Source organism: Sphingomonas sp. GW821-FHT02B09 (assembly GCF_059421875.1).
Genome location: NZ_JBWKVV010000015.1, coordinates 1 through 22,938 on the forward strand (window position 1 = coordinate 1; position 22,938 = coordinate 22,938).

General features: G+C 64.4%; 26 protein-coding genes. 19 read left to right on the forward strand and 7 right to left on the reverse strand.

Annotated elements, in window-relative coordinates:
- The 3 genes from AC07U4_RS23925 to AC07U4_RS23935 form a co-directional block, all read left to right on the forward strand.
- The coding region (locus AC07U4_RS23925) for a hypothetical protein (RefSeq protein WP_495197440.1) at window positions 1–1,204 on the forward strand (1,204 nt) is incomplete at its 5' end.
- 177 nt (window positions 1,205–1,381) lie between these two features.
- A complete protein-coding gene (locus AC07U4_RS23930) occupies window positions 1,382–1,879 on the forward strand; it encodes a (R)-mandelonitrile lyase (RefSeq protein WP_495197441.1) in 498 nt (165 codons plus the stop codon).
- Complete coding sequence (locus tag AC07U4_RS23935) at window positions 1,822–2,847, forward strand: LysR family transcriptional regulator (protein WP_495197442.1); 1,026 nt, start codon at window positions 1,822–1,824, stop codon at window positions 2,845–2,847. Before AC07U4_RS23930 ends, AC07U4_RS23935 begins: the two co-directional genes overlap by 58 nt.
- Before the next feature lie 50 nt (window positions 2,848–2,897).
- On the opposite strand, the gene AC07U4_RS23940 is transcribed toward AC07U4_RS23935, so the two are convergent.
- Window positions 2,898–3,458 (reverse strand): TetR/AcrR family transcriptional regulator, encoded by a 561-nt coding sequence (locus AC07U4_RS23940; RefSeq protein ID WP_495197443.1) that lies wholly within the window; start codon window positions 3,456–3,458, stop codon window positions 2,898–2,900.
- Between the two features lie 88 nt (window positions 3,459–3,546).
- Between AC07U4_RS23940 and AC07U4_RS23945 the strand changes: the two genes are divergently transcribed.
- The 11 genes from AC07U4_RS23945 (at window position 3,547) to AC07U4_RS23995 (ending at window position 12,181) form a co-directional block, all read left to right on the forward strand.
- Window positions 3,547–3,987, forward strand: coding sequence for a nuclear transport factor 2 family protein (locus AC07U4_RS23945; protein ID WP_495197444.1), 441 nt, complete (start codon window positions 3,547–3,549; stop codon window positions 3,985–3,987).
- 147 nt (window positions 3,988–4,134) lie between these two features.
- On the forward strand, window positions 4,135–4,638 hold the full coding sequence (locus tag AC07U4_RS23950) for an RNA polymerase sigma factor (RefSeq protein ID WP_495197445.1): 504 nt from the start codon (window positions 4,135–4,137) through the stop codon (window positions 4,636–4,638).
- Window positions 4,635–5,408 (forward strand): anti-sigma factor family protein, encoded by a 774-nt coding sequence (locus tag AC07U4_RS23955; RefSeq protein WP_495197446.1) that lies wholly within the window; start codon window positions 4,635–4,637, stop codon window positions 5,406–5,408. Before AC07U4_RS23950 ends, AC07U4_RS23955 begins: the two co-directional genes overlap by 4 nt.
- Before the next feature lie 160 nt (window positions 5,409–5,568).
- Window positions 5,569–6,285: an alpha/beta fold hydrolase gene (locus tag AC07U4_RS23960; protein WP_495197447.1), complete on the forward strand. Its 717-nt coding sequence runs from the start codon at window positions 5,569–5,571 to the stop codon at window positions 6,283–6,285.
- A 327-nt stretch (window positions 6,286–6,612) separates the two neighbouring features.
- Entirely contained in the window at window positions 6,613–7,665 is a 1,053-nt protein-coding gene (locus AC07U4_RS23965) for an NAD(P)-dependent alcohol dehydrogenase (protein ID WP_495197448.1), read from the forward strand.
- 19 nt (window positions 7,666–7,684) lie between these two features.
- On the forward strand, window positions 7,685–8,452 hold the full coding sequence (locus AC07U4_RS23970; RefSeq protein WP_495197449.1) for an SDR family NAD(P)-dependent oxidoreductase: 768 nt from the start codon (window positions 7,685–7,687) through the stop codon (window positions 8,450–8,452).
- A gap of 5 nt (window positions 8,453–8,457) precedes the next feature.
- On the forward strand, window positions 8,458–8,871 hold the full coding sequence (locus AC07U4_RS23975) for a carboxymuconolactone decarboxylase family protein (RefSeq protein WP_495197450.1): 414 nt from the start codon (window positions 8,458–8,460) through the stop codon (window positions 8,869–8,871).
- A 38-nt stretch (window positions 8,872–8,909) separates the two neighbouring features.
- Entirely contained in the window at window positions 8,910–9,758 is an 849-nt protein-coding gene (locus tag AC07U4_RS23980) for an aldo/keto reductase (RefSeq protein ID WP_495197451.1), read from the forward strand.
- A gap of 59 nt (window positions 9,759–9,817) precedes the next feature.
- Window positions 9,818–10,522 carry a RibD family protein gene (locus tag AC07U4_RS23985; RefSeq protein WP_495197452.1) on the forward strand — a complete coding sequence of 235 codons (705 nt, stop codon included), beginning with the start codon at window positions 9,818–9,820 and terminating at the stop codon, window positions 10,520–10,522.
- Window positions 10,523–10,589: 67 nt separating this feature from the next.
- Window positions 10,590–10,934: a putative quinol monooxygenase gene (locus AC07U4_RS23990; protein ID WP_495197453.1), complete on the forward strand. Its 345-nt coding sequence runs from the start codon at window positions 10,590–10,592 to the stop codon at window positions 10,932–10,934.
- Window positions 10,925–12,181 (forward strand): multidrug effflux MFS transporter, encoded by a 1,257-nt coding sequence (locus tag AC07U4_RS23995; RefSeq protein ID WP_495197454.1) that lies wholly within the window; start codon window positions 10,925–10,927, stop codon window positions 12,179–12,181. The genes AC07U4_RS23990 and AC07U4_RS23995 overlap by 10 nt, the downstream gene beginning before the upstream one ends.
- Before the next feature lie 115 nt (window positions 12,182–12,296).
- Here the strand turns inward: AC07U4_RS23995 and AC07U4_RS24000 are convergent, their stop codons facing one another.
- Window positions 12,297–12,851, reverse strand: coding sequence for a VOC family protein (locus tag AC07U4_RS24000; RefSeq protein WP_495197455.1), 555 nt, complete (start codon window positions 12,849–12,851; stop codon window positions 12,297–12,299).
- Window positions 12,852–13,193: 342 nt separating this feature from the next.
- On the opposite strand from AC07U4_RS24000, the gene AC07U4_RS24005 reads away from it, so the two are divergent.
- From AC07U4_RS24005 to AC07U4_RS24015, 3 genes are all read left to right on the forward strand, one after another.
- Complete coding sequence (locus AC07U4_RS24005; RefSeq protein WP_495197456.1) at window positions 13,194–13,328, forward strand: hypothetical protein; 135 nt, start codon at window positions 13,194–13,196, stop codon at window positions 13,326–13,328.
- Entirely contained in the window at window positions 13,325–15,034 is a 1,710-nt protein-coding gene (locus AC07U4_RS24010; protein WP_495197457.1) for an HsdM family class I SAM-dependent methyltransferase, read from the forward strand. The genes AC07U4_RS24005 and AC07U4_RS24010 overlap by 4 nt, the downstream gene beginning before the upstream one ends.
- A 79-nt stretch (window positions 15,035–15,113) precedes the next feature.
- Window positions 15,114–15,695, forward strand: a complete 582-nt coding sequence (locus AC07U4_RS24015) for a hypothetical protein (protein WP_495197458.1) — start codon at window positions 15,114–15,116, stop codon at window positions 15,693–15,695.
- 28 nt (window positions 15,696–15,723) lie between these two features.
- Here AC07U4_RS24015 and AC07U4_RS24020 read toward each other — a convergent pair whose 3' ends face one another.
- Entirely contained in the window at window positions 15,724–16,332 is a 609-nt protein-coding gene (locus AC07U4_RS24020) for a hypothetical protein (protein ID WP_495197459.1), read from the reverse strand.
- A 120-nt stretch (window positions 16,333–16,452) separates the two neighbouring features.
- Between AC07U4_RS24020 and AC07U4_RS24025 the strand changes: the two genes are divergently transcribed.
- Both AC07U4_RS24025 and AC07U4_RS24030 read left to right on the forward strand, forming a co-directional pair.
- A complete protein-coding gene (locus AC07U4_RS24025) occupies window positions 16,453–17,289 on the forward strand; it encodes a type IV toxin-antitoxin system AbiEi family antitoxin domain-containing protein (RefSeq protein WP_495197460.1) in 837 nt (278 codons plus the stop codon).
- Window positions 17,279–18,211, forward strand: coding sequence for a nucleotidyl transferase AbiEii/AbiGii toxin family protein (locus AC07U4_RS24030; RefSeq protein WP_495197471.1), 933 nt, complete (start codon window positions 17,279–17,281; stop codon window positions 18,209–18,211). Before AC07U4_RS24025 ends, AC07U4_RS24030 begins: the two co-directional genes overlap by 11 nt.
- Window positions 18,212–18,318: 107 nt before the next feature.
- Here the strand turns inward: AC07U4_RS24030 and AC07U4_RS24035 are convergent, their stop codons facing one another.
- The 4 genes from AC07U4_RS24035 to AC07U4_RS24050 all read right to left on the reverse strand — a co-directional run bounded on the left by AC07U4_RS24035 (window position 18,319) and on the right by AC07U4_RS24050 (window position 22,938).
- Entirely contained in the window at window positions 18,319–18,918 is a 600-nt protein-coding gene (locus tag AC07U4_RS24035) for a hypothetical protein (RefSeq protein ID WP_495197461.1), read from the reverse strand.
- Complete coding sequence (locus AC07U4_RS24040) at window positions 18,915–19,769, reverse strand: HAD family hydrolase (RefSeq protein ID WP_495197462.1); 855 nt, start codon at window positions 19,767–19,769, stop codon at window positions 18,915–18,917. The genes AC07U4_RS24035 and AC07U4_RS24040 overlap by 4 nt, the downstream gene beginning before the upstream one ends.
- 69 nt (window positions 19,770–19,838) lie before the next feature.
- Window positions 19,839–20,783 (reverse strand): hypothetical protein, encoded by a 945-nt coding sequence (locus AC07U4_RS24045; protein ID WP_495197463.1) that lies wholly within the window; start codon window positions 20,781–20,783, stop codon window positions 19,839–19,841.
- Between the two features lie 7 nt (window positions 20,784–20,790).
- Window positions 20,791–22,938 (reverse strand): DUF8724 domain-containing protein, encoded by a 2,148-nt coding sequence (locus AC07U4_RS24050; protein WP_495197464.1) that lies wholly within the window; start codon window positions 22,936–22,938, stop codon window positions 20,791–20,793.

Consider the following 22,938-nt stretch of genomic DNA (forward strand, 5'->3'; position numbering starts at 1 on the left):
CGGCAATATTGCAACCCTTCCTGCCGGCGTGATAAATCTTGCCCTCGGCTTTGGCGCTACGAAGAGTTGGACGCAGATGAGCCCGTCGTTTTTTCAGCCCAGCCAGATCGCATACTCATCGTATACGGCAACCCAGAACTCGCGGCTTCCCATCACGAAGTCAGGTAGCTTTTTAGGCAATCTTACCGCCATCGTCGGCAGTGACTATTTCTATGCGGCTGGAATAGGAAAAACTCTCTCGTACAGCTACGGCGTGGACTGGAGGCCTATCCCTGCTATCACCCTGTCTGTACTGCACTCGTCCCAGCCTTCGTTGCCAGCGGCTGCGAGTTTGTACTCGCCGATCATCTACAATCGCGATGTCGCTCTTTATGACGATAGATCGGGAAAGACCGTGCCGGTCACCATTGTAAGCGGCGGGAGTCCTCTTTTGCAGCAGTCCACCGCATCGACTGACACCGTGAGAGCAAACGGATCATGGCGGCGCTTTGCGTTCTCAGCATCGTATTCAGCGGCGCGGATCGGACGCCCGACACTCAGCTTTTCATCGCCTTCCGCATCGGTTGAACGGTTGCTGCCACAGCTGTTTGTGCGGACACCTGATGGTGTGCTCACCTCGTATGATAGCCGGCCGTTCTCTGGTGTCAGCGAGGTTTCGAGAACGGTTTCTTGGAATTTGCATACCTTCGGGATGATCCGCGCCCGATCAACGGCGGCAGGTTCGAACGATGCGAGAGGGCTCAACTGGGACATCGGGATAAATCACACCGTCGTCCTCGACGATCGCATTCGGCTGACACGTGACGGTCCGGTCGTGGACGTCATCAGCAATCCTTTGAACCTGTCCGCCGCCACCCCGTCTCGTCACCGCATCGTTCTGCAGGCGACGGTAAGTGGCAGGCAATTCGGCGCGAATGCCGTGGGAACCTGGAAGAGCGGGTATAAAGGCGGTCAAGGAGTAGACGACACCCAAGCATCCCGCATCGCCGCCCTAGCGCTGTTCAACACGGATTTTTTCTATGATTTCGGGCGCAGCGATGACGCTTCAAACCCCAGTCGCTTTCGCCTGAAAATCTCTGTCGACAATCTATTCAATGCACGTCCCCGCTTCGCAGGCATGGGGGATACTGGCAGCAGAGCCTATGGCATCCTGAGCGATCCTTTAGGGCGAGTGATCGCCCTTTCGATGCGAAAGGTCTTCTAGCGCGCGATCGACAGCGCTTGCGAATGGTTCCAGGCCTGCGGATCTCGGGATCGGCAATCTCCCTTAGCGTACGTTCGGAAAGACATTCTGCGATGTCCCCGAGATGGTCGACGGAAAGAACGTCGACTGGCTCGAGCCGGTCACCGACGACCAGTATCAGCGTTGAAGGGCGCCATCATGAAGACACCCATCCTGGCAGCTTCCCTCGTGATCCTGTCGTCTACCATCGTCGCGGCTCAGGACACCTCCGCCTCGAACCAGCAGGTGGTCACCCGTGCTGGTTCGATGACGGCCAAGCCGGGTCCGGCGACGAGCTTCACCGGCCGGGCTACGGTGACAGCCTTGGCCAATCCGGTGGCTCCCGGCCGCGCGGCATTTGGCCAGGTAACGTTCGCGGCGGGGGCACGAAGCCGGTGGCATACGCATCCTGCCGGACAGACGCTCTACGTTCTCAAGGGCTGCGGCCTGACCCAGCAGGAGGGCGGTCCCGTCATGCGCATCTGTGCGGGCGACACCGTCTACACGCCGCCGGGCGTGAAGCATTGGCATGGTGCGGCGCCCGACGGCGGCATGGTCCAGCTCTCCGCTACCGAGACGGTGGACGGTCGCAACGTTGATTGGCTGGAGCCAGTTACGGACGGTCAATACCATCAGGCACCCGCCGCACCTCGCTGATCCGAACGACGGGGTTTGCGTTGCCAATGGAGGCTGAACCGCGCAGGATCGCGACCATGCAATTGAGCCGGTCCGATCTCGCGGATTTCTACTACTTTATCGCAATCGCGAAGCATCGCAACTTTCGCCGTGCGGGTCTCGAATTGGGCGTGAGCGCGTCGGCACTTAGCCACGCGCTCAAGGGCCTGGAGACGCGGCTGGGCGTGCGTCTGCTCAACCGCACCAATCGCAGCGTGACGCTGACCGCCGCCGGCGAGGAGTTGCAAGCTTCCATCAGCAGCCCGTTCGACCAGATCGGCGATGCGGTGGAGCGGCTGAACCGTTTTCGGGACGCCCCCACGGGTCGCATCAGGCTCAGCGTGCCAAGCGATGCGTCCACGCTGCTGCTTGCGCCGGTCCTGCCGACGTTCGTTGAACGCTATCCCGACATCGAGGTGGATGTCGCGGTGAACAACCATCTGATCGACGTCATCGATGGCGGGTTCGATGCGGGCATTCGCTATGGCGGGACAGTACCGGAGGACATGATCGCACAACGGCTCTCCGCGGACTTTCGCTGGGTCGTCACCGGAGCACCGGCCTATTTCGATCGGTTCGGCGAGCCGAAGCATCCCGACGACCTGCAACGGCATCGTTGCCTGCGCTTCCGGATCGGCGACGACACCGTCTATCGCTGGGAGTTCGACAAGGACGGGGAAGAGATCGTCGTCGACGTGCCCGGTCCCCTGTTGCTCGACGACAGCCGCATCATGGTCAGCCTGCTGCTGGCAGGCGTCGGACTGATGTACGCGCCCGAACCGCTGGTCGCTCCGCTGGTCGCGGCGGGACAGGCCCGCTACGTGCTGGAGGACTGGTCCGGCTCGCCCGGCCCAGGCTTCCACATCTACTATTCCAGCCGCCGCCAGCTCCCGGCCGGATTGCGGCTGCTCACCGATCTCATCCGCGAACTCCATCCGCTCGGGATCTAAGCTCAAGGCATGGTGGCGATCGACCAGCCCTACCGAAAGACATCGTTGCTTCACTTCGCCAAGCCGGTGACCGCGCGTGCGAACAGGTGAGCTCTCCCGGGACGCGCGGCAGGATCGTCGATACCGGCCTCGATGCACAATTCCGTATAGCCGTGAACGAGGCTCCAGGCGACGAGCGTCGCGTCGCCGACCGCATCGGCCGCCACGACCTGGCCGACGATGGCTGAAAGGGCGGCCAACGCTGCATCCGCCTTGGCCTGGACGCCCGGATGCCGACGCACGTCGACCAGCTCGCGCGCGAACATCAGCCGGAACAGCGCCGGTCGCTCGGTGCCGAACGCGATGTAGGCATCCGCTGCCGCGACCAGCCGGGAGAACGGTGCGGCCTCGGCCGGCGCATCCATGCAGCGCGACAGCTCGGCGAAGCCGTCGCCGACCAGCTCGGCGAGCATCGCTTCCTTGTTGGCGAAGTGGTTGTAGGGCGCCTGGCGCGAAAGCCCCGCGGCTTCCGCCACACCGCGCAACGACAGCCCCGCCGCGCCCTCCCGTTCCAGCATCGCCGCTGCAGCAGCGAGCAGCGCCGCGCGGGCGTCCTTGTGATGATAGGCCATGCGACTTTCCTGCCGAGCGATGTTGACGGCGTCAATGGTACGGCTATATTGACGGCGTCAACAACGGAGGCCGGTCTTGTATCACGTCATGGTCAAGCGGATCGCGCGCAAGAACTTCCTGCACGTCAACGACAAGGACTTCGACGCGCTGCTGGGCGATTGCACGCCCGGTATCCATCACCGCTTCGGTGGCGCCCACGCACTCGGCGGTGAGCGGCACGACAGGGACGCGCTGGGCCGCTGGTTCGGCCGTCTCGGCCGGCTGGGCCGCCATCTGACGCTCACGGTCGAGGACGTGTGGGTCAAGGGCCTGCCGAACGACACGACGGTCATCGTCCGCTGGTCAGCCACCGACGAGCTGCCGGACGGCTCGCCCTATCGGAACCGCGGGGTCCACATCGTGCGGATGCGCTGGGGCAAGGTGGTCGACATCGACGCGCATGAGGACAGTCAGGCCGTCGCCGCCAATCTCACGCGCCAAGCCGAACTCGGCGTCGCCGAGGCCATCGCTGATCCAATCGTGAGCTAGGTTGTCCCTGCGGAACCGAGGACGATCGGCGGGTGGTAAGCCGAGTGTCCCCGCTCGGGATGGCCGATCGAGCCCGGTTCTCCGGATCGTGGCCAGATCGCTGCGGCAGGCTAGGCGGGGTCGAGCCGAAACCGTACGAGCATTCGGATGGAGCGTCTTTCTGCCCTGGAAAGGCATATCCCGGCGCTTCGCCGGTACGCCTTCGCCCTGTTGCGCGGCCGCGACGACGCCGACGATCTTGTGCAGGGAAGCCTGCTCCGCGCGATCGACGGCATCGACACGCGGCGCGGCGCGGGAGACCTGCGGCCATGGTTGTTCTCGATCATGCACAATCTGTTCGTCAACCAATGGCGCCACCGGCGCGTGCGGGATGCCGTGCTGGTCGATCGGGCCGCGGCGGACGTCGCCGTCGCGGGGGATCAGGAGGATGCCGTGGAGTTGCGCGACGTCCTGCGTCGGCTCGACCGTCTGCCGGAAAACCAGCGCGCAGTGCTGCTTCTAGTGGCGGTGGAAGGGCTCGACTATAAGAGCGTCGCTGCGGCCTTGGACATTCCGCTCGGCACCGTCATGTCGCGGCTGAGCCGGGCACGCGATAGGCTTCGCGAGACGGGTCCGCACCGGGCCGAGGCCGATGTGCGGGGCAAGCCATGACCAACACCGATCGCGCCATCGGCGAGGACGATCTTCACGGGTACGTCGACGGCCTGCTGGATGCCGACAGGCATGCTCAGGTCGAACGCTATCTCGACGCGCATCCCGACGTCGCCGCCCGGGTCGGCGAATGGCAGGCGGATAGCGCCGCCCTGCGCCACGCCTTGGCCACCAGGGCCGCCGAGCCGGTTCCCTCGAACCTTCTGCCGTATCGGTTGATCCCGGACCGGCACCGGCATCGGTGGCCCGGCGGAGGCATCGCTGCCGGCATCGCGGTCGCCTTCGTGCTCGGCACGGGGGCGGGCTGGATCGGGCGGGGGGCCCCCGAGCCGCATGGCTTGGCCTCGCTCGGGCAGCAGGCGGCGGTGGCCCAGCGGGTGTTTGCGTCCGATCCGCAACCGATCGCGCGTGAGAACGGCCGCCCGGTGCTGCGCGTCGGGCTCGATGCCGGTCGACCGGGCCGTGCGGTTCTGGCGCCGGATCTGAGCGCCGCAGGCTATACGCTTCTCGGCGGACGCCTCGTTCCGACCCGACAGGGCTCGGCGGCGCTATTCGAATATGGCCGCGGCGGCCAGCGGATCGGTGTGATGGTCCGCCTGATGGTCGGGATCGACACCGATGCCGCCATGCGATCGGTGCCGGTCGATGGCGTGACGGGCTATGCTTGGTCGCGGCGCGGCGTCGGCTTCAGCGTCGTGTCCGACCAGCCCGGACATGATCTCCACGCCATAGCCGATGTCGTGCGGGCGAGTGTGTCGAACGAGAGCTGACGGCCGGTCTTTTTTTCTTGGGGCCGGGGAATATCCGCCGCGCTCGCGTGTCCGATGGCTTGAGAGACAGGAACGATCACCGGAGAAACGCGCGATGACCCTCAGACTCGAAGTAGACCGGCGAGCGTTCGCCTCGCTGGCGGCGCTTGGCGCGGCGAGCGTGCTCGTGCCCGCGATCGCGCGCGTGGCGGCGCCCGCGCCGGCCCAGAACGTTGTGCTCGTCCACGGCCTGTTCGCCGACGGATCGAGCTGGTCGGAGGTGATCCCCCGTCTCCAGGCGGCAGGGCTGAACGTCACTTCGGTACAGAACCCGCTTACGACGCTGAACGATGCCGTCGCCGAGACCCGCCGGGTGATCGCGCGACAGGTCGGCCCGACCGTGCTCGCCGGGCATTCCTTCGGCGGCATGATCGTCTCCGAGGTCGGCGTCGCTCCAGGCGTTTCGGCCCTCGTCTATGTCGCGGCGCGTGCGCCAGATCTGGGCGAGGATTATGCCGCGCTGGCCAAGCGGTTCGCCACGCCGCCTGCTTCGACCGGGATCGTCTTCGACGGGGATCAGGGGCGCCTTAGCGAAGAAGCGTTTCTGCGCGACTTCGCCGGTGATCTGCCGCCGGCCAAGGCCCGGGCCTTGTACGCCGTCCAGCAACCCTTCCACAAAGCCCTCATGACGGGCCGCACGACGCAGGCGGCCTGGCGCGCCAAGCCGAGCTTCTACGCCGTCTCCGCCGACGACCGGACAATCGATCCGGACCTGGAGCGCTTCATGGCCAAACGCATGGGCGCCAGAACGATCGAGCTGAAAGCCAGCCACCTCTCGATGATCTCCCATCCTAGCGAGATCGCCGCGCTTATCCTCGAATCCGCTGGACGTCGCTAGTATGCGTAAGGTTACCCTTCTTCGCAGCCCCAAGGCACGAAGTGTCGAAGTCTAGCTTACCGAGATGCGAAAGACTGGCCAGATAGACTTGGCGGCCACCGTCGGCTCACATCATTGTCGCCGGGAAAAGTGATGGCCGCCGTTGTCTGACAGTAACATAGTTACCGCCGGCCATGCGCCCGCGCGTCGGAAACACCGACGGTGTTGAGAAAACCTCACGACCGCATGAACCCGCCGGCGGCTAATGCTCGGCCGCAATGCCTCCTATCTGCCTTCTTGAAAAGCAGCTCCATGACACCGGGCCGCTTAAGGTGAAAGGAAGCCGAGATGGCCATCAAAGCCTATGGTGCCACCGCAGGCGACAAGCCGCTCCAGGCGATGGAGATCGAGCGTCGGACGCCCGGTCCCAGGGACGTGCAGATCGCCATCAGCCATTGCGGCGTCTGCCATTCCGACCTGCATCAGGTCCGCAGCGAATGGGGCGGTACGCTCTACCCGTGCGTGCCCGGTCACGAGATCGTCGGCCATGTCACCGCCGTCGGCGACGAGGTCACCGGCTTTGCGGTCGGGCAGGCGGTCGGCGTCGGCTGCATGGTCGACAGCTGCCACCATTGTTCCGCATGCGAGCGGGATTTGGAGCAATTCTGCCGTAACGGCACGACCTTCACCTATAACTCGCCCATCGCCGACGCGCCCGGTCACACGCTCGGCGGCTATTCGCAGTCGATCGTGGTCGACGAGGCGATGGTACTGAGGGTCACCCATCCCGAGGACCAGCTTGCCGCGGTGGCACCATTGCTGTGTGCGGGGATCACGACCTGGTCGCCGCTGAAGCATTGGGGAGCGGGGCCGGGCAAGAAGGTAGGCGTCGTCGGGATCGGCGGGCTCGGGCACATGGCGATCAAGCTGGCCCATGCCCTCGGCGCGCACGTCGTCGCCTTCACGACGTCGGACGGCAAACGCGACGACGCCCGGGCGCTGGGCGCGGACGACGTCGTTGTGTCCCGCAACGCCGACGAGATGGCCGCGCACGCCGACAGCTTCGACCTCATCATCGACACGGTCGCGGCGAGCCACGACCTCGACGCCTACACCGCGCTCCTTGCCATCGACGGTACGCTGGTCCTGATCGGCGTGCCCGAGCATCCGCATCCGTCACCCAGCGTCGGACAGTTGATTGGGGGTCGCCGTGCGATCGCCGGCACGCTGATCGGCGGCATCAAGGAAACGCAGGAGATGCTCGACTTCTGTGCCGCGCACGGGATCGTCGCCGACATCGAGACCATCGCGATCCAGCAGATCGAGCAGGCCTACGATCGCATGCAGCGCAGCGACGTCCGGTACCGGTTTGTCATCGACAACGCCACGCTCGCCAACTGACATCATCCGGAGACATGCGATGAACCCCACCTACGATTTTACCGGCAAGGTCGCCGTCGTCACCGGCGCCAAAGGCGGCATGGGCTACGCCACCGCCGAAGCCTTCGCCAAGAGCGGGGCTGCGGTCGTCATGGGCGACCTCGACGAGTCCGCGATTCAGGAGGCCGCGGCCAAGCTCACCGCGGCGGGGTACAAGGCGATCGGCATGACCTGCGACGTTTCCGACGAGGCGCAGGCGGCAGCGCTGGTCGAGCGTGCCGTCTCCGAGTTCGGCCGGCTCGATTTCGCCTACAACAATGCCGGTATCCAGGCGCCCCCGTCCGACGCCGCCGACGAGACCGCCGAGGAGTTCGACAAGGTGCACAGCGTGAACCTGCGCGGCATCTGGGCCTGCATGAAGCATGAGCTGAAGCAGATGCGGAAGCAGGGCTCCGGCGCGATCGTCAATTGCTCGTCGCTGGGCGGGCTGGTGGGGCTGCCGGAGCGGGTCGCCTATCATGCCTCCAAGCACGGCGTCATCGGGCTGACCAAGAGCGCCGCGCTCGAATACGCGCCCCGAGGCGTGCGTATCAACGCGATCTGCCCGGGTGTCATCGAGACGCCAATGGTGGCCGACATGCTCAAGACGCAGAAGGCGGCGATGGACGAGTTCCTGAAGCAGCAGCCGATCGGCCGGCTCGGCACGGCCGAGGAAATGGCGCAGACGGTGCTGTGGCTATGCAGCCCGGGCGCGAGCTTCATCGTCGGCGTGGCGCTGCCGGTGGACGGCGGCTTCACCGCCCACTGAGCCTCGTGGATCTCGACATCACTCGCCGCACTGCGGTCACCGGGGCGCTCGCCGCCGCGGTGCCGTGGTCGGCCGTACCAGGAAAGACGATCATGCCCACCGAACCGACCAACGCCCGCAAATCGTTCGGCGACATCGCGCCGCACCTCGCCGAGATCACCGACAAGGTGCTGTTCGGCGACGTCTGGGAGAACCCCGCGCTGTCCCCGCGCGACCGCAGCCTGACGACGATCACCTGCCTGGTCGCGGGCTACCGTCACAACGAGCTCGCCTTCCACGTCAAGAAGGGGCTCGAGAACGGCCTGAAGAAGACCGAAATCGTCGAGGCGATCACGCAGATCGCCTTCTATGCCGGTTGGCCGCCCACGATGACGGCGTTGCCCATCGTCAAGAAGGTCTTCGAGGAAGCCGGCCTCTAAGCAGGGGCTGTCCCCGACAAAGCCTCGGAGCCTTACGCATGCCGACCGCACCCATGCTTACCTTAAACAACGGCGTCGCCATGCCGGCACTCGGCCTCGGCGTCTTCCAAAGTGGTGTGGGGGAGACGATCGACGCGGTCCGCACGGCGCTGGCGAACGGTTATCGTCTGATCGACACGGCAGCCGCCTACGGTAACGAGGCGCAGGTCGGCGACGGCGTCCGTGCCGGTGGCGTCGATCGGTGCAAAATCTTTGTCACCACCAAGCTCAAGCCCGACGACTATGGCTACGACCGGGCGTTGACGGCGTTCGACGCGAGCATGCAAGCGCTCGGCCTCGACGTGCTCGACCTCTATCTCCTGCACTGGCCGATGCCGAAGCGGTTCGAGGAGACGGTCGCGTCCTGGAAGGCAGCGGAGCGGCTGCTGGCGGAAGGCCGCGTGCGTGCGATCGGCGTCTGCAACTTCACGCCTGCGCATCTCGACGCGCTTCTGGCGCGAACCGAGATCGTCCCGGCGGTCAATCAGGTCGAGTTGCACCCCTTTTTCATCCAGAATGATTTGCGGGCGGCCAACGACCGGCTCAACATCGTCACTCAGGCCTGGTCACCGATCGGCGGCGTGAACCGCTATTGGGAGAGCGGAAACGATCCCCTGACCGATCCGGTGATCGTCGCGTTGGCCGAACACCATGGGAAGACCCCGGCGCAGATCATCCTGCGCTGGCATCTGGATCGCGGCGTCTCCGTGATACCCAAGTCGGTGCAGGCGGCGCGGATCGCCGAGAACATCGACGTGATCGACTTCGCGCTCGCCATCGAGGACATCGCGGCGATCGACGCGCTCGACCAGAACAGGCGCGGCGGCCCCGATCCCGACACGCGCTGACAGACACGCGCTCTTGATGAGGCGGGCCGACGCTTCGATCACCACCACCAGGAAGAACCATGTCGACCAGCCGCCCCCGGATCATCTGCCTGATGACGTCCTCGCTTGATGGTCGCCTCCATCCGAGCCGTTGGACAGCAAGCCCCGACGGCACGACGCGCGATTGGAGCGCCGCCTATGAGGCGCTCCATGGTGAAATAAACGGCGACGGTTGGATCGTCGGCCGTACGACGATGGCCGAGATGGCCAAGGGCGAGCCGCATCCCCCTGCCAATCCGGGCACGCCGCCGCGCCCGTTCCACTTCGCGACGCGCGAAGGCCCGTTCGCGATCGCGCTCGACCGGTCGGGCAAGCTGCACTTCGCCAAGCCGGACGTCGGCGGCGATCATGTCGTCGTGCTGCTGGGTCACGACGTACCCGAAAGCCATCTGGCGGAACTGGCGGGCGACGGCGTCTCCTATCTGGTCGCGCAGGACGAAGGGATGGCGCTTGCGCCGCTGCTCGCCACGCTGGCCGACGAACTCGGCATCGCCACCTTGCTGCTGGAGGGCGGCGGTCATGTGAACGGATCATTCCTAGCCGCCGGCTTGGTCGACGAACTGCGCGTGGTGCTCGCGCCCGCGCTCGACGGCTCACCGAGCCCGGCGATCGTCGAGGCAGGGCCGGACGGCCTGAATGGCAAGGTCCGGCTGTCGCTGCTGGCTTGCGACCGCCTCGACCACGGCGCACTCGCGCTGCGTTACGCGGTCACGCCCGATGCATAGCGCCTCTCATGTCGCCCGCTTGATCGCCTTCGCGGCCATTCTCGTCCCCTTGTCAGGAGCAAGCGTCATGGCGCAGGCCCAATCTAATCCGATCGTCCGGATCGCCGAACTCGAGATCGATCCGGCACATCTCGACAGCTACCGGGCGTTCCTCTCGGAGGAGGTCGAGACCTCGGTTCGGGTCGAGCCCGGCGTGCTGATGCTCAACGCCGTCGCGGTGCGGGGGAAACCTACGTCGATCCGGCTGATGGAGGTCTATGCCGATCAGGCCGCCTATGAGGCGCACCTGCGATCGGCGCACTTCTTGAAATACAAGAACGGCACCGCCATGATGGTCCGATCGCTCGAACTGATCGAGACCGATCCGATTAGGCTGTGCGCTAAGACCGGCGATGCCAGCGCATGTCGCTGATCGCACCGGCGGCAACCGAGACCCCTAGCAGCGGCTACGCAACTGCTGGCGTGGACGATGTTGCCGAAGGGCCGGCCGGCCGGGGCATCATGGCCATTTTGGCCCTGCTCATGGCGTTCGCGTCCATCTCCACCGACTTCTACCTGCCGGCACTACCAACGATGGCGCGGACGCTGCACGCCGCTACGGGCGCCATGGAGTTCACTATCTCCGGGTTCCTCGTCGGCTTCAGCCTGGGGCAGCTCGTCTGGGGACCGATCGGGGACCGGTATGGACGGCGTCTGCCCGTCATCATCGGCGTCGTGCTGTTCGTGATCGGGTCGGGCGGGTGCGCCCTGGCCACGGGTGCGGCGTCGATCATCGCCTGCCGCCTGGTTCAGGCATTTGGCGCGAGCGCCTGCGTGGTGCTGGCCCGGGCCATGGTGCGCGATCTGCACAGCGGTGACTGGGCGGCACGCATGCTGTCCACATTGATGACGGTGATGGCAATCGCGCCGCTCGTCGGGCCGATCCTTGGCGGACAGATCCTCGCATTCGCGGGCTGGCGCATGATCTTCTGGACGCTGGTCGGCATTGGCCTGCTGACGCTGGCGGCGCTCACCATGATGCCGGAGACGTTGCCAGCCGGCCGCCGCAGCACGGCGCCGCTCGTGCGGGCCTTTGCCGACTATGGGCTCCTGATCCGGGACCTGAGACTGCTCGCCTATGCCGGCACGTGCGGCTTTTTCTTTGCCGGCACGTTCGCCTACATCGCTGGATCGGCCTTCGCCTACATTGATTACCACCATGTGCCCGCGAGCGCCTACGGCCTGCTGATCGGAACCGGCATCGTCGGCATGATGACGACCAACTTCATCAACGGGCGCATGGTCGCACGGGTTGGCCTTGATCGCATGCTGCTGGTCGGCGCATCCGTCGCGGCGCTGGCGGGGATCGTCGTCGCGATTGATGCCGCTCTCGACTGGGGTGGCGTTGTGGGCCTGGCGATCCCGCTTTTCCTGTTCGTGTCCGTTACCGGCCTCGTGGTGGCCAACTCGGTTGCCGGCGCACTCTCATCCTACAAGGGACAGTCGGGCGCGGTCTCGGCGTTGCTGGGAGCCGTCCAGTATGGCAGCGGGATGATCGGCTCTGCTTTTGCCGGGATACTGGCTGATGGAACGCCACGCGCGATGGCATCAGTGGTTGCGGCAGGTGGCCTTGGTTGCCTTGGATGCGCGTTGGCGCTTCGCCGCCAAACGGCACGGTAGCCTATCGCCTCGGCAATATACCGGTGTAGTTCCGCAGACCGTTCCTTGGCATTGTGCACCATCGGCAGCGGTCCCGCCAAGCTGAACCTGTGCTTTAACGAGCTGGCCCCGCTGTTCAGCCCTGTTCCGGCGTCCAGCGATCCGTGCCGTTCGGACTTGATACGCCCGCGGGATACGAGATCAACTCGATCAACGTGCCCCAGGGCGTCCTCACATAGTTCATGCGGTTTCCCGGGCCTGCTTCCGGACCATGAAGGTCGTTCGGCCCTGCGAGCGCCGTCGCTCCTGCACCGACGGCCCGCTCCAAAGCGGCGTCAAGGTCGTCACAGTAGACCGCGAAATGATGAATACCGACATCCCCCAGACCGCTGGGCGAGGCGGCATTCGGCTTTACCGCTTCGAACAGCTCGATGCTGGCGCCGTTGGCCAACCGCAGCAGGCGGATAGCCAGCACACTTGCGTTCTGGGTCAAGCCAAGCATGTCTTCGGCTTTCGGCCCCGTCTGAGGCGGGTCGGTGCGCAGGTGCGTGTCGTAAATCACCGCTGCGTCGAACGCTTTTGAGAGAAAGCGGGTAGCCTCAGCGAGATCGGGGACCGTCATGCCGATATGATCAATGCCGCGGACGGTTGTGTTTGAGCGAGCCATCCGATCATAACGCGCGACAGCCATGAATAGACTACTGAAGAGTATGATGCTCTGGTAGCAAAGTCGATTTTCGCACAAGTGCCCGAAAACCTTTGGTGGAAACCGGACTGACTGGTTTGGAGCAGCGAGTTGCCCTTCCTGGCCATTCATTCACGCCGGCTTCGCGCGCCAATCCCGGACGTCTGGCTTGCCTCGGCGCGATCCTAAAACCCGCCATTCTTCATCTGACCTGGAGCGGCAGTCAAATCGGCCGACATTGGGGACATGGGAGACGGTCCGCTTCTGCCGGTCTGATAGTGGTGAGCTGCCATTCGACACGGTGTTTTACGATTACCCTTTCAATGGGCCGCGAGCTAGGTTGCCGACATGATCGACCGCAGTGAAAACGATACGCAGGAAGGCTCGCGCGTAGAGCCGGATCCCGTTAGTGCGTACATGGCCGACCTGCTGGACGACAAGCGCGCGACGATCCGGGACGCGGGGGTCGAAAGCGCTGCATGAACATGTTGGAGACGATACACGCGCCGGCAGCAGCCTTGGCGGCGTTCCTCACTGCACTTCGCGCCGAACGGGCGAAATTGCTGACGCGCGGCGACCCATTGTCGATCTGCCTGGCGTTCGCCCGCGATGAGGAGATCGTCGCGGAGAGTCGCGCCCGCGCGGCGCTGGCGTTGCTCACCCACGACATGCGAGATTATGCGATTTCGAGCGCCTATGCGCTGCTGATCGAACCGGCGCGGCGCAAATCACTGTCCGCCTATTTCACGCCCCCGTCGCTGGCCGCCGCCACGATCGAGGCGGCGCGCCCATTTTTCGAGCGGCCTGGTGCGACCGTGCTCGATCCGGCCTGCGGCGGAGGCTCTTTCCTGGTGCCGACGGCACGGGCGATGACCCTTCATGCCGTCTCTTCCGGCACCAAGATCGGGCGGGCCTGTGCGGGCGCCGTCAAGCGGATCAAGGGCATCGAACTCGATGGCGGGCTGGCATCCCTCTCGGCCACATTGCTCGCCGACGCGCTCAAACAGGACTTCGAAGTCGCCGTCGCCACCAACAAGGTCGTCGAAACGGCCAACGCGCTGGAAGCAAATGTCAAAGGCCGCTTCGACCTGATCATCGGCAATCCGCCTTACAGCAAGGTATGGGCGAAGGGGGCTGCGGCGATCAGCGCGATCGCGGGCAAAGCCGATCTCGGCGGCCACACCAACCTCTATGCGCTGTTCGTCCTGCGCGCCCTCGAATGGCTGAAGCCCGGCGGCGGCCTGGCGTTCGTGCTGCCGACCAGCTTCATCGCCGGGCCCTATTTTAGGGGGCTGCGCGAGGAGATACTGGGGCGGGCGAATGTCGTGCGCATCGACATGCACCAGCAGCGCGAACATCTCTTTATCGATGCCATTCAGGACGTCTGCCTGCTCGTTCTCCAGCGGCACGGTCCGTCATGTCCGCCGAACGATTGCTATGCGCTCGGACTGATCGACGCGGAGGGCACGCGCATTGCGCTGGGCACGGCGTCGACATCGCCTGGCGGCGAAGCGTGGCTGGTGCCGGTTGCGAGCGCGCCGCGCTCGAAAGCCGGGCATTTCGCGCTGTCGACGTCGCAGCCGGCGGCCGTGATCGCGAGCTATGGCTACCGTGTTCGGGTCGGCAAGGTCGTGCCCAAGCGCGAGCGCAAACAGCTGTTCGCCGAGCCAGCGCCGGGTCGCCTGCCGGTGCTCTGGGCATCGGACGTGCGTGCCGATGGCGTGTTCAAATTCCAGGGTGGCACCCGCACCGCGCTGTCGGCCTGGTATCTTCCGCCTGCGACCGGCGGGCTTGGCTATGTGAGCCGCGGCCGGTCGGTCATTGTCCAGCGGACGGCCAACCGCGATCAGCGGCGCCGCCTGAACGCGAGCGCGGTCAGCGAGGCCTTCGCCGCCGCCCATGCCGAGCACGGCTATGTGGCGGAAAATCATGTGATCGTGATCGAGCCGACAATGGCCGAGCCCCTGGTCTCCCCCGACACGTTGGCGGCGTTGCTCAATTCCGCGCTCGTCAGCGAGCGCTTCTCGGCAGTCGCAGGCAGCTTCAGCGTATCGGCGAAGCTCCTTGCTCGGCTCGCGCTGCCACCGGCCGAGGCGCTGCCGGCGATGGGGCCGGACTTCGAGAAAGCGCTTGGCGGCTGTTTTGCCGGGCTAGACGGGATCCTCGCGAGCATCGCGCCGGTAGAGTGAAGCCGGCGGGGCCAGGGAACAGCAATCGAGGTGCGGCGTGAAGGGACTTGAGCAGCGTGACCTGAGGAGCGGGCGATGGGTGCTCTACCGGAGCGAGGCGGATCATAGCCGGGACTGCGCGCAATATCCGTATGAGAGCATTCCGGCCCGCATCTTCCTCGATACCAATGTCGTCAATGCGCTTGTCAAGCATGCGGCGCACATCTTCGAGCATGAGCCGCTGCCCGATGGCCTCCATCAGACCCTGGCGCACGATATCGAAGCGCTGATGCACGTCTTCCAGATCGGCTCCCGCGCCTATTGGGACCTAGTCGCTTCGGCGAAGACGCTGGAGGAAATCTCGCAGACGCCGACCGACGAGCTGCGCGAGACGTTGATGGACTACGCGGTCGAGATCGCCGAGTGCAGCGGGGAGACGGCCGATTTTGCGCAGGATCTCGGGCGCCGGATCATCGGGTCCGATTTCCTCGACATGCTGCCGGACCGCAACGACCGGGAACTTCTGGCGCATGCAATCGGGCTCGAGTGCGACGTGTTCTGCACGTCCGATCGCAGTACGATCGTGCGGCGCCGTGATCGCCTGCCGGCCCTGCCGATCCGCGTCCTGACGCCGGTCGAGTGGTGGCAGCATGTCAAGCCATGGGCCGGCTTGTGGTGCTAGCGGCCGCGTCCGACGGCGACGGCGGAGCCTAACCGTTGTCGCTCGGCCCCGAGGCCGCGACGATATCGAAGGCCTTGACCAGATGGGCATCGCTGAGCCGCACGGCGTCATACCAATTGGTGCGGCCCGGGCCTTGGGTGAAACCGTACGGGAAGACGGCGCCCCAGCTCTGCAGCAGCGCGTGGCCCCATTTGTCATTGTCGTGCTTCAGCAGATTGGCGAGGTCGCGCACGGCGCCGAGCCTGGGATGGATCGTCGTGCCGGCTGCCGAGACCGCCGCGACCAGCTTGTCATGGTCGCGCTTGTCGCTGCCGGTCCAGATGCGGGCGGAGCGCTCCCAATGATGGTAGAGCGCGAGGATGAAAGCCTTGCGGACCGCCGCCTGGCCTTCGACCTTCGACTCGATCTCCATGTCATGAACCTGCTCCTGGTCCCAGATGACATGTCCGTCTTCGTCGCGCTCGCCGATCCATGCGGTCTCGCCGCGCTCGACCGCTTCCTGATAGGCGAGCGCATCCTCCTTGGCGCGCTCAAGCTCCTCGTGGAGGGCGTCGGCGGTTGTTCCATGCGCTGCAATGAGGACGCGGATGCCTTCCTGGAAGACATAGCCTTGCATGTTGAACGTGAGGGTCGCCATAGAGTTCTCCGGGCGGGGCGCTTTGCGGGTTGCCTTTTAGGTCCGGTTCAGGCGGACCATTTCGGGCCTTTGTAAAGCGCGCTGTTGACGAGATTTTGAAAGATTTCTAATTGGTCCGGAATGTCCGGACCAAATCGAAAACGGCTAAAATATGTCCTTGACCAGGTACCACCCGGCTTCCTAGTCGACTCGCGTTGGCTTGCGGCCAGCGATGTCGCCAAGAGCTCAGCCCATGACTATCACCGTGAGGGCTGGCTGGAACGGGTTGCGCGCGGCGTCTATCGCCGTCCCTACCCCAATGCGGACCGGCAGGATGTGCGCGACTGGAAACTGCCGGTGCTCTCCGCCCAGTGGATCATGGGCTATGATTTCCACGTCGGCGGCATGAGCGCGCTCACGCTCGAAGGCCATAGTCATTATCTTGGGCTGGGCCGTATCGCGAACGTCTATCTCTATGGCGACGTCCCCAGCTGGCTCCCCAGGCTGCAGGTCGACGCGCATTTCCTGCCGCGCCGCCGCCAGCTGTTCGGCTCGGACCCGGTCGGCATCGACGACCGTGACTTCGACCCCATCGCCGGCAACGCGCCAAGTCCGTGGAACTGGCCGCTGCGGCGTTCGTCGCCCGAGCGCGCACTGTTCGAAGCATTAAATGAGCTTCCCGACCAGGAGAGCTTCCACAAGGTCGACATGCTCTTCCAAGGATTGCCGACGCTGCGGCCTGGGCGGCTCACCAAATTGCTGCAAGTCTGCAAGAGCGTGAAGGTGAAGCGCTTGTTCTTCCTGTTCGCCGACCGCCATCCGCACCGGTGGCTTACCCATGTCGATCGCGCGCAAGTCGATCTCGGCAAAGGCCCGCGCTCGCTCGTCGAAGGGGGGCGCTTCGCCGCTGCTTATCAGCTGGTCGTGCCGGAAGAGTTTGCAGGGCCGCGAGAGGAGGCAACCAGCGATGGCGCGTAATCGCTATGCCGCCCAGGTCGAGCTGCTCGTGCGAGCGATCCCGATCGTCGCCGATGAACCCGCCTTCGCTTTGAAGGGCGGAACCGCGATCAACCTGTTCTACCGGGACATGCCGCGTTTGTCGGTCGACATCGACCTGACCTATCTGCCGCTGGACGAACGGGCGATCGCCCTGCCGGCGATCAACAGCGCGTTCGACAGGATGGTGGCGCGCGCCAACGAGGCGCTTCGTGGCGTCGATGCCCAGCGTATCGCCGGCGGCGGCGATGGCGACACCCGGCTGCTGCTCCGGTCGGACGCCGCCGAGGTTAAGGTCGAAGTCTCGCCAGTCACCCGCGGCACCGTTGCGGCGCCGCGGACAATGCGGGTCACCGATGCGGTCGAGGACGCCTTCGGCTTTGCGGAAATGTCGGTCGTCGCGTTCGAGGATCTCTACGCGGGCAAGCTCTGCGCCGCGCTCGATCGCCAGCACCCCCGCGATCTGTTCGATGTCCAGCTGCTCTACGAAAACGAAGGTCTGACCATCGATCTGTTCCGAACCTTCCTGGTCTATGCCGCCTGCTCGAAGCGGCCGCTGCACGAGCTAATCGATCCCAACATGGTCCCGATCGACCGCGCCTTTGCGCAGGAATTCGACGGCATGACGGTCGAGCATGTGCCACTCGACACGTTGCTCGCGGCGCGGGAGCGGCTTGTCCAGGACATCCAGTCACGGATGGTCGGCGAAGCGGCCCAGTTCGTGCTCTCGGTTCATGACGGGCAACCGGACTTCGGCCTGATCGGCTTGCCGGCAGCCGCGGACCTTCCTGCCATCCAATGGAAGCTGATCAACATCGGAAAACTGAAAGCCGGCAATCCGGAAAAGCATGCGGCCCAGCGTGTCGCATTGGAGGAAGCGCTGACCAAGGCGAAACAGGACTAGCTAAAGTGCGCCACGCCGGAGCCGACGTCCCGGCGGTCTTGCTAGGGTGCGTCGCTCAAAAGCAGGCTCGCTTCTCAAGCTGAAGCGAAAAGATCGGCTGTGGGCCTTCAATGCTTGGCAGGTAATCGCGGGGACACTGGCAGCTTCTGATCACCGGCAGTAGATTGCGTGCGCGGTGCGGCGACCGCTGGCTGAGACGCTCCCGCCGTGGCCTCTGGCAAACGCGCGATCGGCTTCACGCCGAACGCGAGGATGACCGAAAGAAGAAAAATCCCAAGAGCGATAATACGATAGAACCAGTCCATCTTGTGCTTCGAGTGGAATTTATGCCCTCGAATTTCGAATGGGCTGGCTTTCGTGATTTCGGCTGCCAGGTCCACGGTCAATCCTAGCTCGCGCAGCCGCGCTTCAACAGGCCCGGCCGCCTTGACCGATCCTTCGAGCAAACGGTGATACCAAAGGCGATCCATCAGATAAAAGGCGACCAGCGGAAGGAGTGAGCAGAACACTACCAAGCCCGCAACAGAGACTCGAATCCCGAGAAGCTCCGCAAATCCGCCGTCCTTGATGGCATAGCCGCCGAGACCGATGAAGGCGCCGGTAACGATAAGTGCAAAATTGCGGATGCGGAGTTCGAGATCGTTAAAGTGCTGTTGCACATCGACGATCTTCTTCCAGATCTCGACCTGCGGTCCGATGTCGCTCATGCCGTCTCCAAAATGATCGGCGTAATCTCCCGAAACGACGATCGCACCGTGTAGGTGGGCTCAATCGCCCCCTGTTTCAGCGCTTCGCCCTCCCGCGCTACCATCTCCGGCGTCCAATGAGTCACTTTCTTGAGAAGGTCATATTGCTCGGCGCGATGCTGCGCCGCGCCATACGCAGCGTAGATATCCAGCACGCCGGCCTGCTGCGCCATGGAGACGTCCTTCAGCTTGTTGTCTCCGACATAGGCCGCCTCTGCTTTGCCAAACCCGATCTCCTCGATCATCGCCGATAAAATATGGGGATGTGGCTTCACTTCCCCCTCAGGTGTGAAGCGATGGACGGTGGATTTTAGTTCGTAGCTCGCGGAGTTGTATTTTCGGATTGAGGCGGGGTCTACCGGAACGGCGTGATCAGGTGGCGAATAAAGGAAATCGATTACGCCATCCAAACCAAGCTTGCGGAACCGGTAGCTGGTGTAAAATGCCTTCGACTCGGTGAAGGCGGCGATGGTCACCCCCGCAGCCTTGAGAGATTGCAGCGTCTCGATCACGCTTGGATAAAGCGAAAGATGCTCGCGGCGCGTAGTCCTGTAATCGTCGATCGCCGGCTGCATGCGCGTAAGGATCTGGTCGCCGTAAAGTTCGATCAGGCATGGCAGCTCTGTCAGCAGAAAGGCGTATTCGCTGGTGCCATGACGTTGATGAAGCACACTGGCTTGAGCGTAAAATACATCCGGATCGACACCGGAAATCTCGAGTGCGCGGCGCGCCATGGCCGAGAAACTCTCGAACCACAAATGCTGCCAATCAAATAGCGTATTATCGACATCAGTTATCAGCAGCTTCTTCACGTATGATTCCAGTCCTCGTTCATTGCCACGATCAGCTCGACGAGCCGTTTCCTGATCGACGCAGTGACCTCACCCTCTTGCCTCGCCGACCGTAAGGATGCTGGCCCGGCGTTCAAACAGCAGCAGACTCGTGCGAGCCTTCGCCGACCCGGGATCGCCATGACGTGCGAGCTGATCGTAGTAGAGTGCGCACACCGCAGGATAAGCATCCGGTACGATCCGATAATCGTCATGAACGCCGACATCATCAACGATCGCCAAGTTCATCGCCTCCATCAATCGCTCGGGGTCGGCATCCTCATCCAGCCCCGCGGCATCGACCAGCAGTTCAGTATACTCATCGTGCGTCATCCTGGTCTCACCAGCCAGAGCCCGGAAGATAAGATCGAGCGCGAGCGACGCGCCGCCCGGTGGGAGGCTGCCGACCGCGTGCTGCGCCTCCTTCAGCACGAAATCCCTTGCGCACAGCAGCCGGGTCACCGCGACATCAAGCTCGATCTCGCTCATCCCGAAGAAGCCGAACGCGGCATCCGGCATGACGATCTTCAGGCGGTCGTACTCGGCGAACCGGGTCGTGATCTCGCGCAGATGATCGCGGTGGGCGACGGCGTCGGCGCACAGGACCAGATAATATTGGTCGATCCTGCGCTCCTGCAGGGCCTGGGTATATTGATTGCGCAGCCTGGAGATGAAGTCCTTGCTGCGGCCGGCCTTCCAGTCGACGATCTCCTTGTCGCTCTTGATCTGGAGACCGACGGCGACGGGCCCGTCGTCGCCGTCGATGCTGACGAAAACATCGACGCCTTTGTCCATCTGCGCCTGCACATCATGCACGTCGAACCGGTGCTTCTGATAGGTGCTGAAGATCCTCAGGATCCGCTTGCGAAAGCCCGGACAGAGATCCTTGTTGTGGGCCAGATCGGCAAAGCGGCGCGTGCTTTCCTCATCGGCCAGATCGCCGCACAGCAGCTCGGAGAGAAGCGCGAGCGGGCTCAAATTCTCGGTGACGAACATGCCGGCCTCAGGCTTGCGCAAGATCGCGCACAATCGCGAAATAGCCGTCGAGCAAGCTGGCGTCGGTATCCCATAGTGGCGCTTGGCCGCCGACCAGTGACGCGCGCGACAGGAGCTGATTGCCGGCGATGCACGAGGTCTCCGGAACCATGATGCAGGCCGGGCATGCGCCGCCGCGATGATCGCACAACGTGCCGGAGCCGCATCGCAGTTCGCGCCGCGCGACCAGATAGTCGAGGAACGCGCCATTATGATCGCGCCACATCGATGAGATATTGCCGAGGTCCTCGGTCATGCCGCGGCGGTGTACGAGGAAGGCAAGATCGGCCGGGAAGATAGCTTCGCTCATCGAGCCGAGATCAAGCCCCGAGAAGCGCGCAATGCCATGCATGACGTGATGCGACAGCGTGTGCAGCAGCAAATAAACGGTCGACGCGATGTCGCGGCCGCGCACTTGGCTGGCGTCGTCGCGCACGCCGAACTCGCGCAGAAACGGACCGAAGTCGCGGTAATTCTCGATCAGCTCGCCGCCGATGGTCCGGGGCGCTAATGCCGGGGTGGCCATGACGCCGTTGCGGCGCAGGAACTCGGCGACGGCGGCAGGCTCGAGGCGGACGTAGAGCGCCTCGTTCTGCTGCTCGATGACATAGACCGGGCGGCGGTTGTCATGAAGGCGCGGGAATCCCATCAGCCTGACCGGCATCGGCAGGTTCTTCTGGACGGTCACCGGCACCGCCGAGACGCGGGTAAAGCCGAACGAGAATTCGATCATGTCGAGGTCGCGGATCAGGCGCATGTCGGCGATGCCCGCGCGCGCAAGATCGGCCGTAACCCGGGCGGTATAAGCGGCTTCGCGGGCGGGATCCCCATGCTCGGCGCAGAGGTCGGCCTGGGCGACCTTCAGATCGGACGACTGCCCCAGCGGATCGAGCTTGCGGCGCTTCAGCGCCTCGTGCTCGACCGTGCTGCGGATCGGATCGTAGCGCCGGGCATAGCCGCCGCGATCGTCGATCTGCTGGCGCAGCGCTGGCGTCGCCTGGGCATCGCGCACGACCGCGCCCATCGAATACCAGGCATCCAGCATATTGCGCGCCATCGCCGGATCGCTCGTCAACGCGCCTTCATAGAGCGGGAACATGGCGTCCTGACCGGCGGTTGCCAGCTGCTCTCGGATGCGATCGAGGCTGGGGTCGCCGCCGCCGAAGCCGTGGATGGCCGCGACGCGGCCGACCAGATCCTCGGTCCGATTGGGGCCGAGGATGCTGATGATGTCGGCATCGGTGTCATAGACGATGAACCGCGCGGACTGCACGTAGAAGACCGGCGACGCGCGGTAGGAGATCGGGATCATGTTGAGCTCGGACCATTGGTGCGGCTCGCCCGCATCCATCAATGGCTTCAGCAGCTGGAGGGTGAAAGGGTCGGTCTGGAAGACCTCGCGGGGCGCGTTGCAGCCCGTACACTGGAAGCGCCAGCGGTTGAAGTGCTGGCCCTGCTTGATCAGCCTGAAATCCTCGGTCCCGCACTGGCACCGCTTGATCCGCAGCGGGTCGCCATTGCCGTCGAGCATGTTGCGATAGGGCGACAAGCCTTCGAGGCCGCCCGACCAGTGGACGTAGACGACGTCGAGCTGGCGCCATTTGCAGTCGCGCTCGCCGTTGAACGCACGGCAGGGAGCCGGGAGAGGATCGGCCAGCTGATGCGCCGGCGAGATATATTCGCGGACGACCTCGCAGGCGTCGCAGCGATAGACCAGTGGTCCGGGAAGATAGCCCATGCGGTCGGGCTTCATGAACTCGAAGCGGCTGAGGGCGATATCGACGCCAGCCACGCCAGAGCGGGTGGGATTGTAGAAGCAGTCGTCGAGCAGCTGGCGTTCATGGACGGTCTCGGCGCGCTGGATATTGAGGCCGCGCGCAAGCCAGCTTTGGCAAAATTCGTTCATGCTATCGAGAATTTGCTCGCGCCGAGCCGAGCGGGTTCCGAAGTCGATCGGCATGCCATCGACCGGTGCCGCCATGCAGGCGCCCTTGCCGCCCTCCCAGGTGAACATGGCGCCCGGCGCATAGGCCGTCGCCAGCTGCGGCTGCGAGCGGTTCATGCTTGGCGGCATCGGTGCCGCGCGTCCGGAGACGCCCGATCGGGTGTCGCTCAT

What these genes read in the sequence shown, in the direction of transcription:
- AC07U4_RS23930 (WP_495197441.1), top strand. Translation starts at nt 1,382, where the DNA reads ATGAAGACACCCATCCTGGCAGCTTCCCTCGTGATCCTGTCGTCTACC.
- AC07U4_RS23940 (WP_495197443.1), bottom strand. Translation starts at nt 3,458, where the DNA reads ATGGCCTATCATCACAAGGACGCCCGCGCGGCGCTGCTCGCTGCTGCA.
- AC07U4_RS23945 (WP_495197444.1), top strand. Translation starts at nt 3,547, where the DNA reads ATGGTCAAGCGGATCGCGCGCAAGAACTTCCTGCACGTCAACGACAAG.
- AC07U4_RS23950 (WP_495197445.1), top strand. Translation starts at nt 4,135, where the DNA reads ATGGAGCGTCTTTCTGCCCTGGAAAGGCATATCCCGGCGCTTCGCCGG.
- AC07U4_RS23955 (WP_495197446.1), top strand. Translation starts at nt 4,635, where the DNA reads ATGACCAACACCGATCGCGCCATCGGCGAGGACGATCTTCACGGGTAC.
- AC07U4_RS23965 (WP_495197448.1), top strand. Translation starts at nt 6,613, where the DNA reads ATGGCCATCAAAGCCTATGGTGCCACCGCAGGCGACAAGCCGCTCCAG.
- AC07U4_RS23970 (WP_495197449.1), top strand. Translation starts at nt 7,685, where the DNA reads ATGAACCCCACCTACGATTTTACCGGCAAGGTCGCCGTCGTCACCGGC.
- AC07U4_RS23980 (WP_495197451.1), top strand. Translation starts at nt 8,910, where the DNA reads ATGCCGACCGCACCCATGCTTACCTTAAACAACGGCGTCGCCATGCCG.
- AC07U4_RS23985 (WP_495197452.1), top strand. Translation starts at nt 9,818, where the DNA reads ATGTCGACCAGCCGCCCCCGGATCATCTGCCTGATGACGTCCTCGCTT.
- AC07U4_RS23990 (WP_495197453.1), top strand. Translation starts at nt 10,590, where the DNA reads ATGGCGCAGGCCCAATCTAATCCGATCGTCCGGATCGCCGAACTCGAG.
- AC07U4_RS23995 (WP_495197454.1), top strand. Translation starts at nt 10,925, where the DNA reads ATGTCGCTGATCGCACCGGCGGCAACCGAGACCCCTAGCAGCGGCTAC.
- AC07U4_RS24000 (WP_495197455.1), bottom strand. Translation starts at nt 12,851, where the DNA reads ATGGCTGTCGCGCGTTATGATCGGATGGCTCGCTCAAACACAACCGTC.
- AC07U4_RS24005 (WP_495197456.1), top strand. Translation starts at nt 13,194, where the DNA reads ATGATCGACCGCAGTGAAAACGATACGCAGGAAGGCTCGCGCGTAGAG.
- AC07U4_RS24010 (WP_495197457.1), top strand. Translation starts at nt 13,325, where the DNA reads ATGAACATGTTGGAGACGATACACGCGCCGGCAGCAGCCTTGGCGGCG.
- AC07U4_RS24020 (WP_495197459.1), bottom strand. Translation starts at nt 16,332, where the DNA reads ATGGCGACCCTCACGTTCAACATGCAAGGCTATGTCTTCCAGGAAGGC.
- AC07U4_RS24025 (WP_495197460.1), top strand. Translation starts at nt 16,453, where the DNA reads ATGTCCGGACCAAATCGAAAACGGCTAAAATATGTCCTTGACCAGGTA.
- AC07U4_RS24030 (WP_495197471.1), top strand. Translation starts at nt 17,279, where the DNA reads ATGGCGCGTAATCGCTATGCCGCCCAGGTCGAGCTGCTCGTGCGAGCG.
- AC07U4_RS24035 (WP_495197461.1), bottom strand. Translation starts at nt 18,918, where the DNA reads ATGAGCGACATCGGACCGCAGGTCGAGATCTGGAAGAAGATCGTCGAT.
- AC07U4_RS24045 (WP_495197463.1), bottom strand. Translation starts at nt 20,783, where the DNA reads ATGTTCGTCACCGAGAATTTGAGCCCGCTCGCGCTTCTCTCCGAGCTG.
- AC07U4_RS24050 (WP_495197464.1), bottom strand. Translation starts at nt 22,938, where the DNA reads ATGAGCGACACCCGATCGGGCGTCTCCGGACGCGCGGCACCGATGCCG.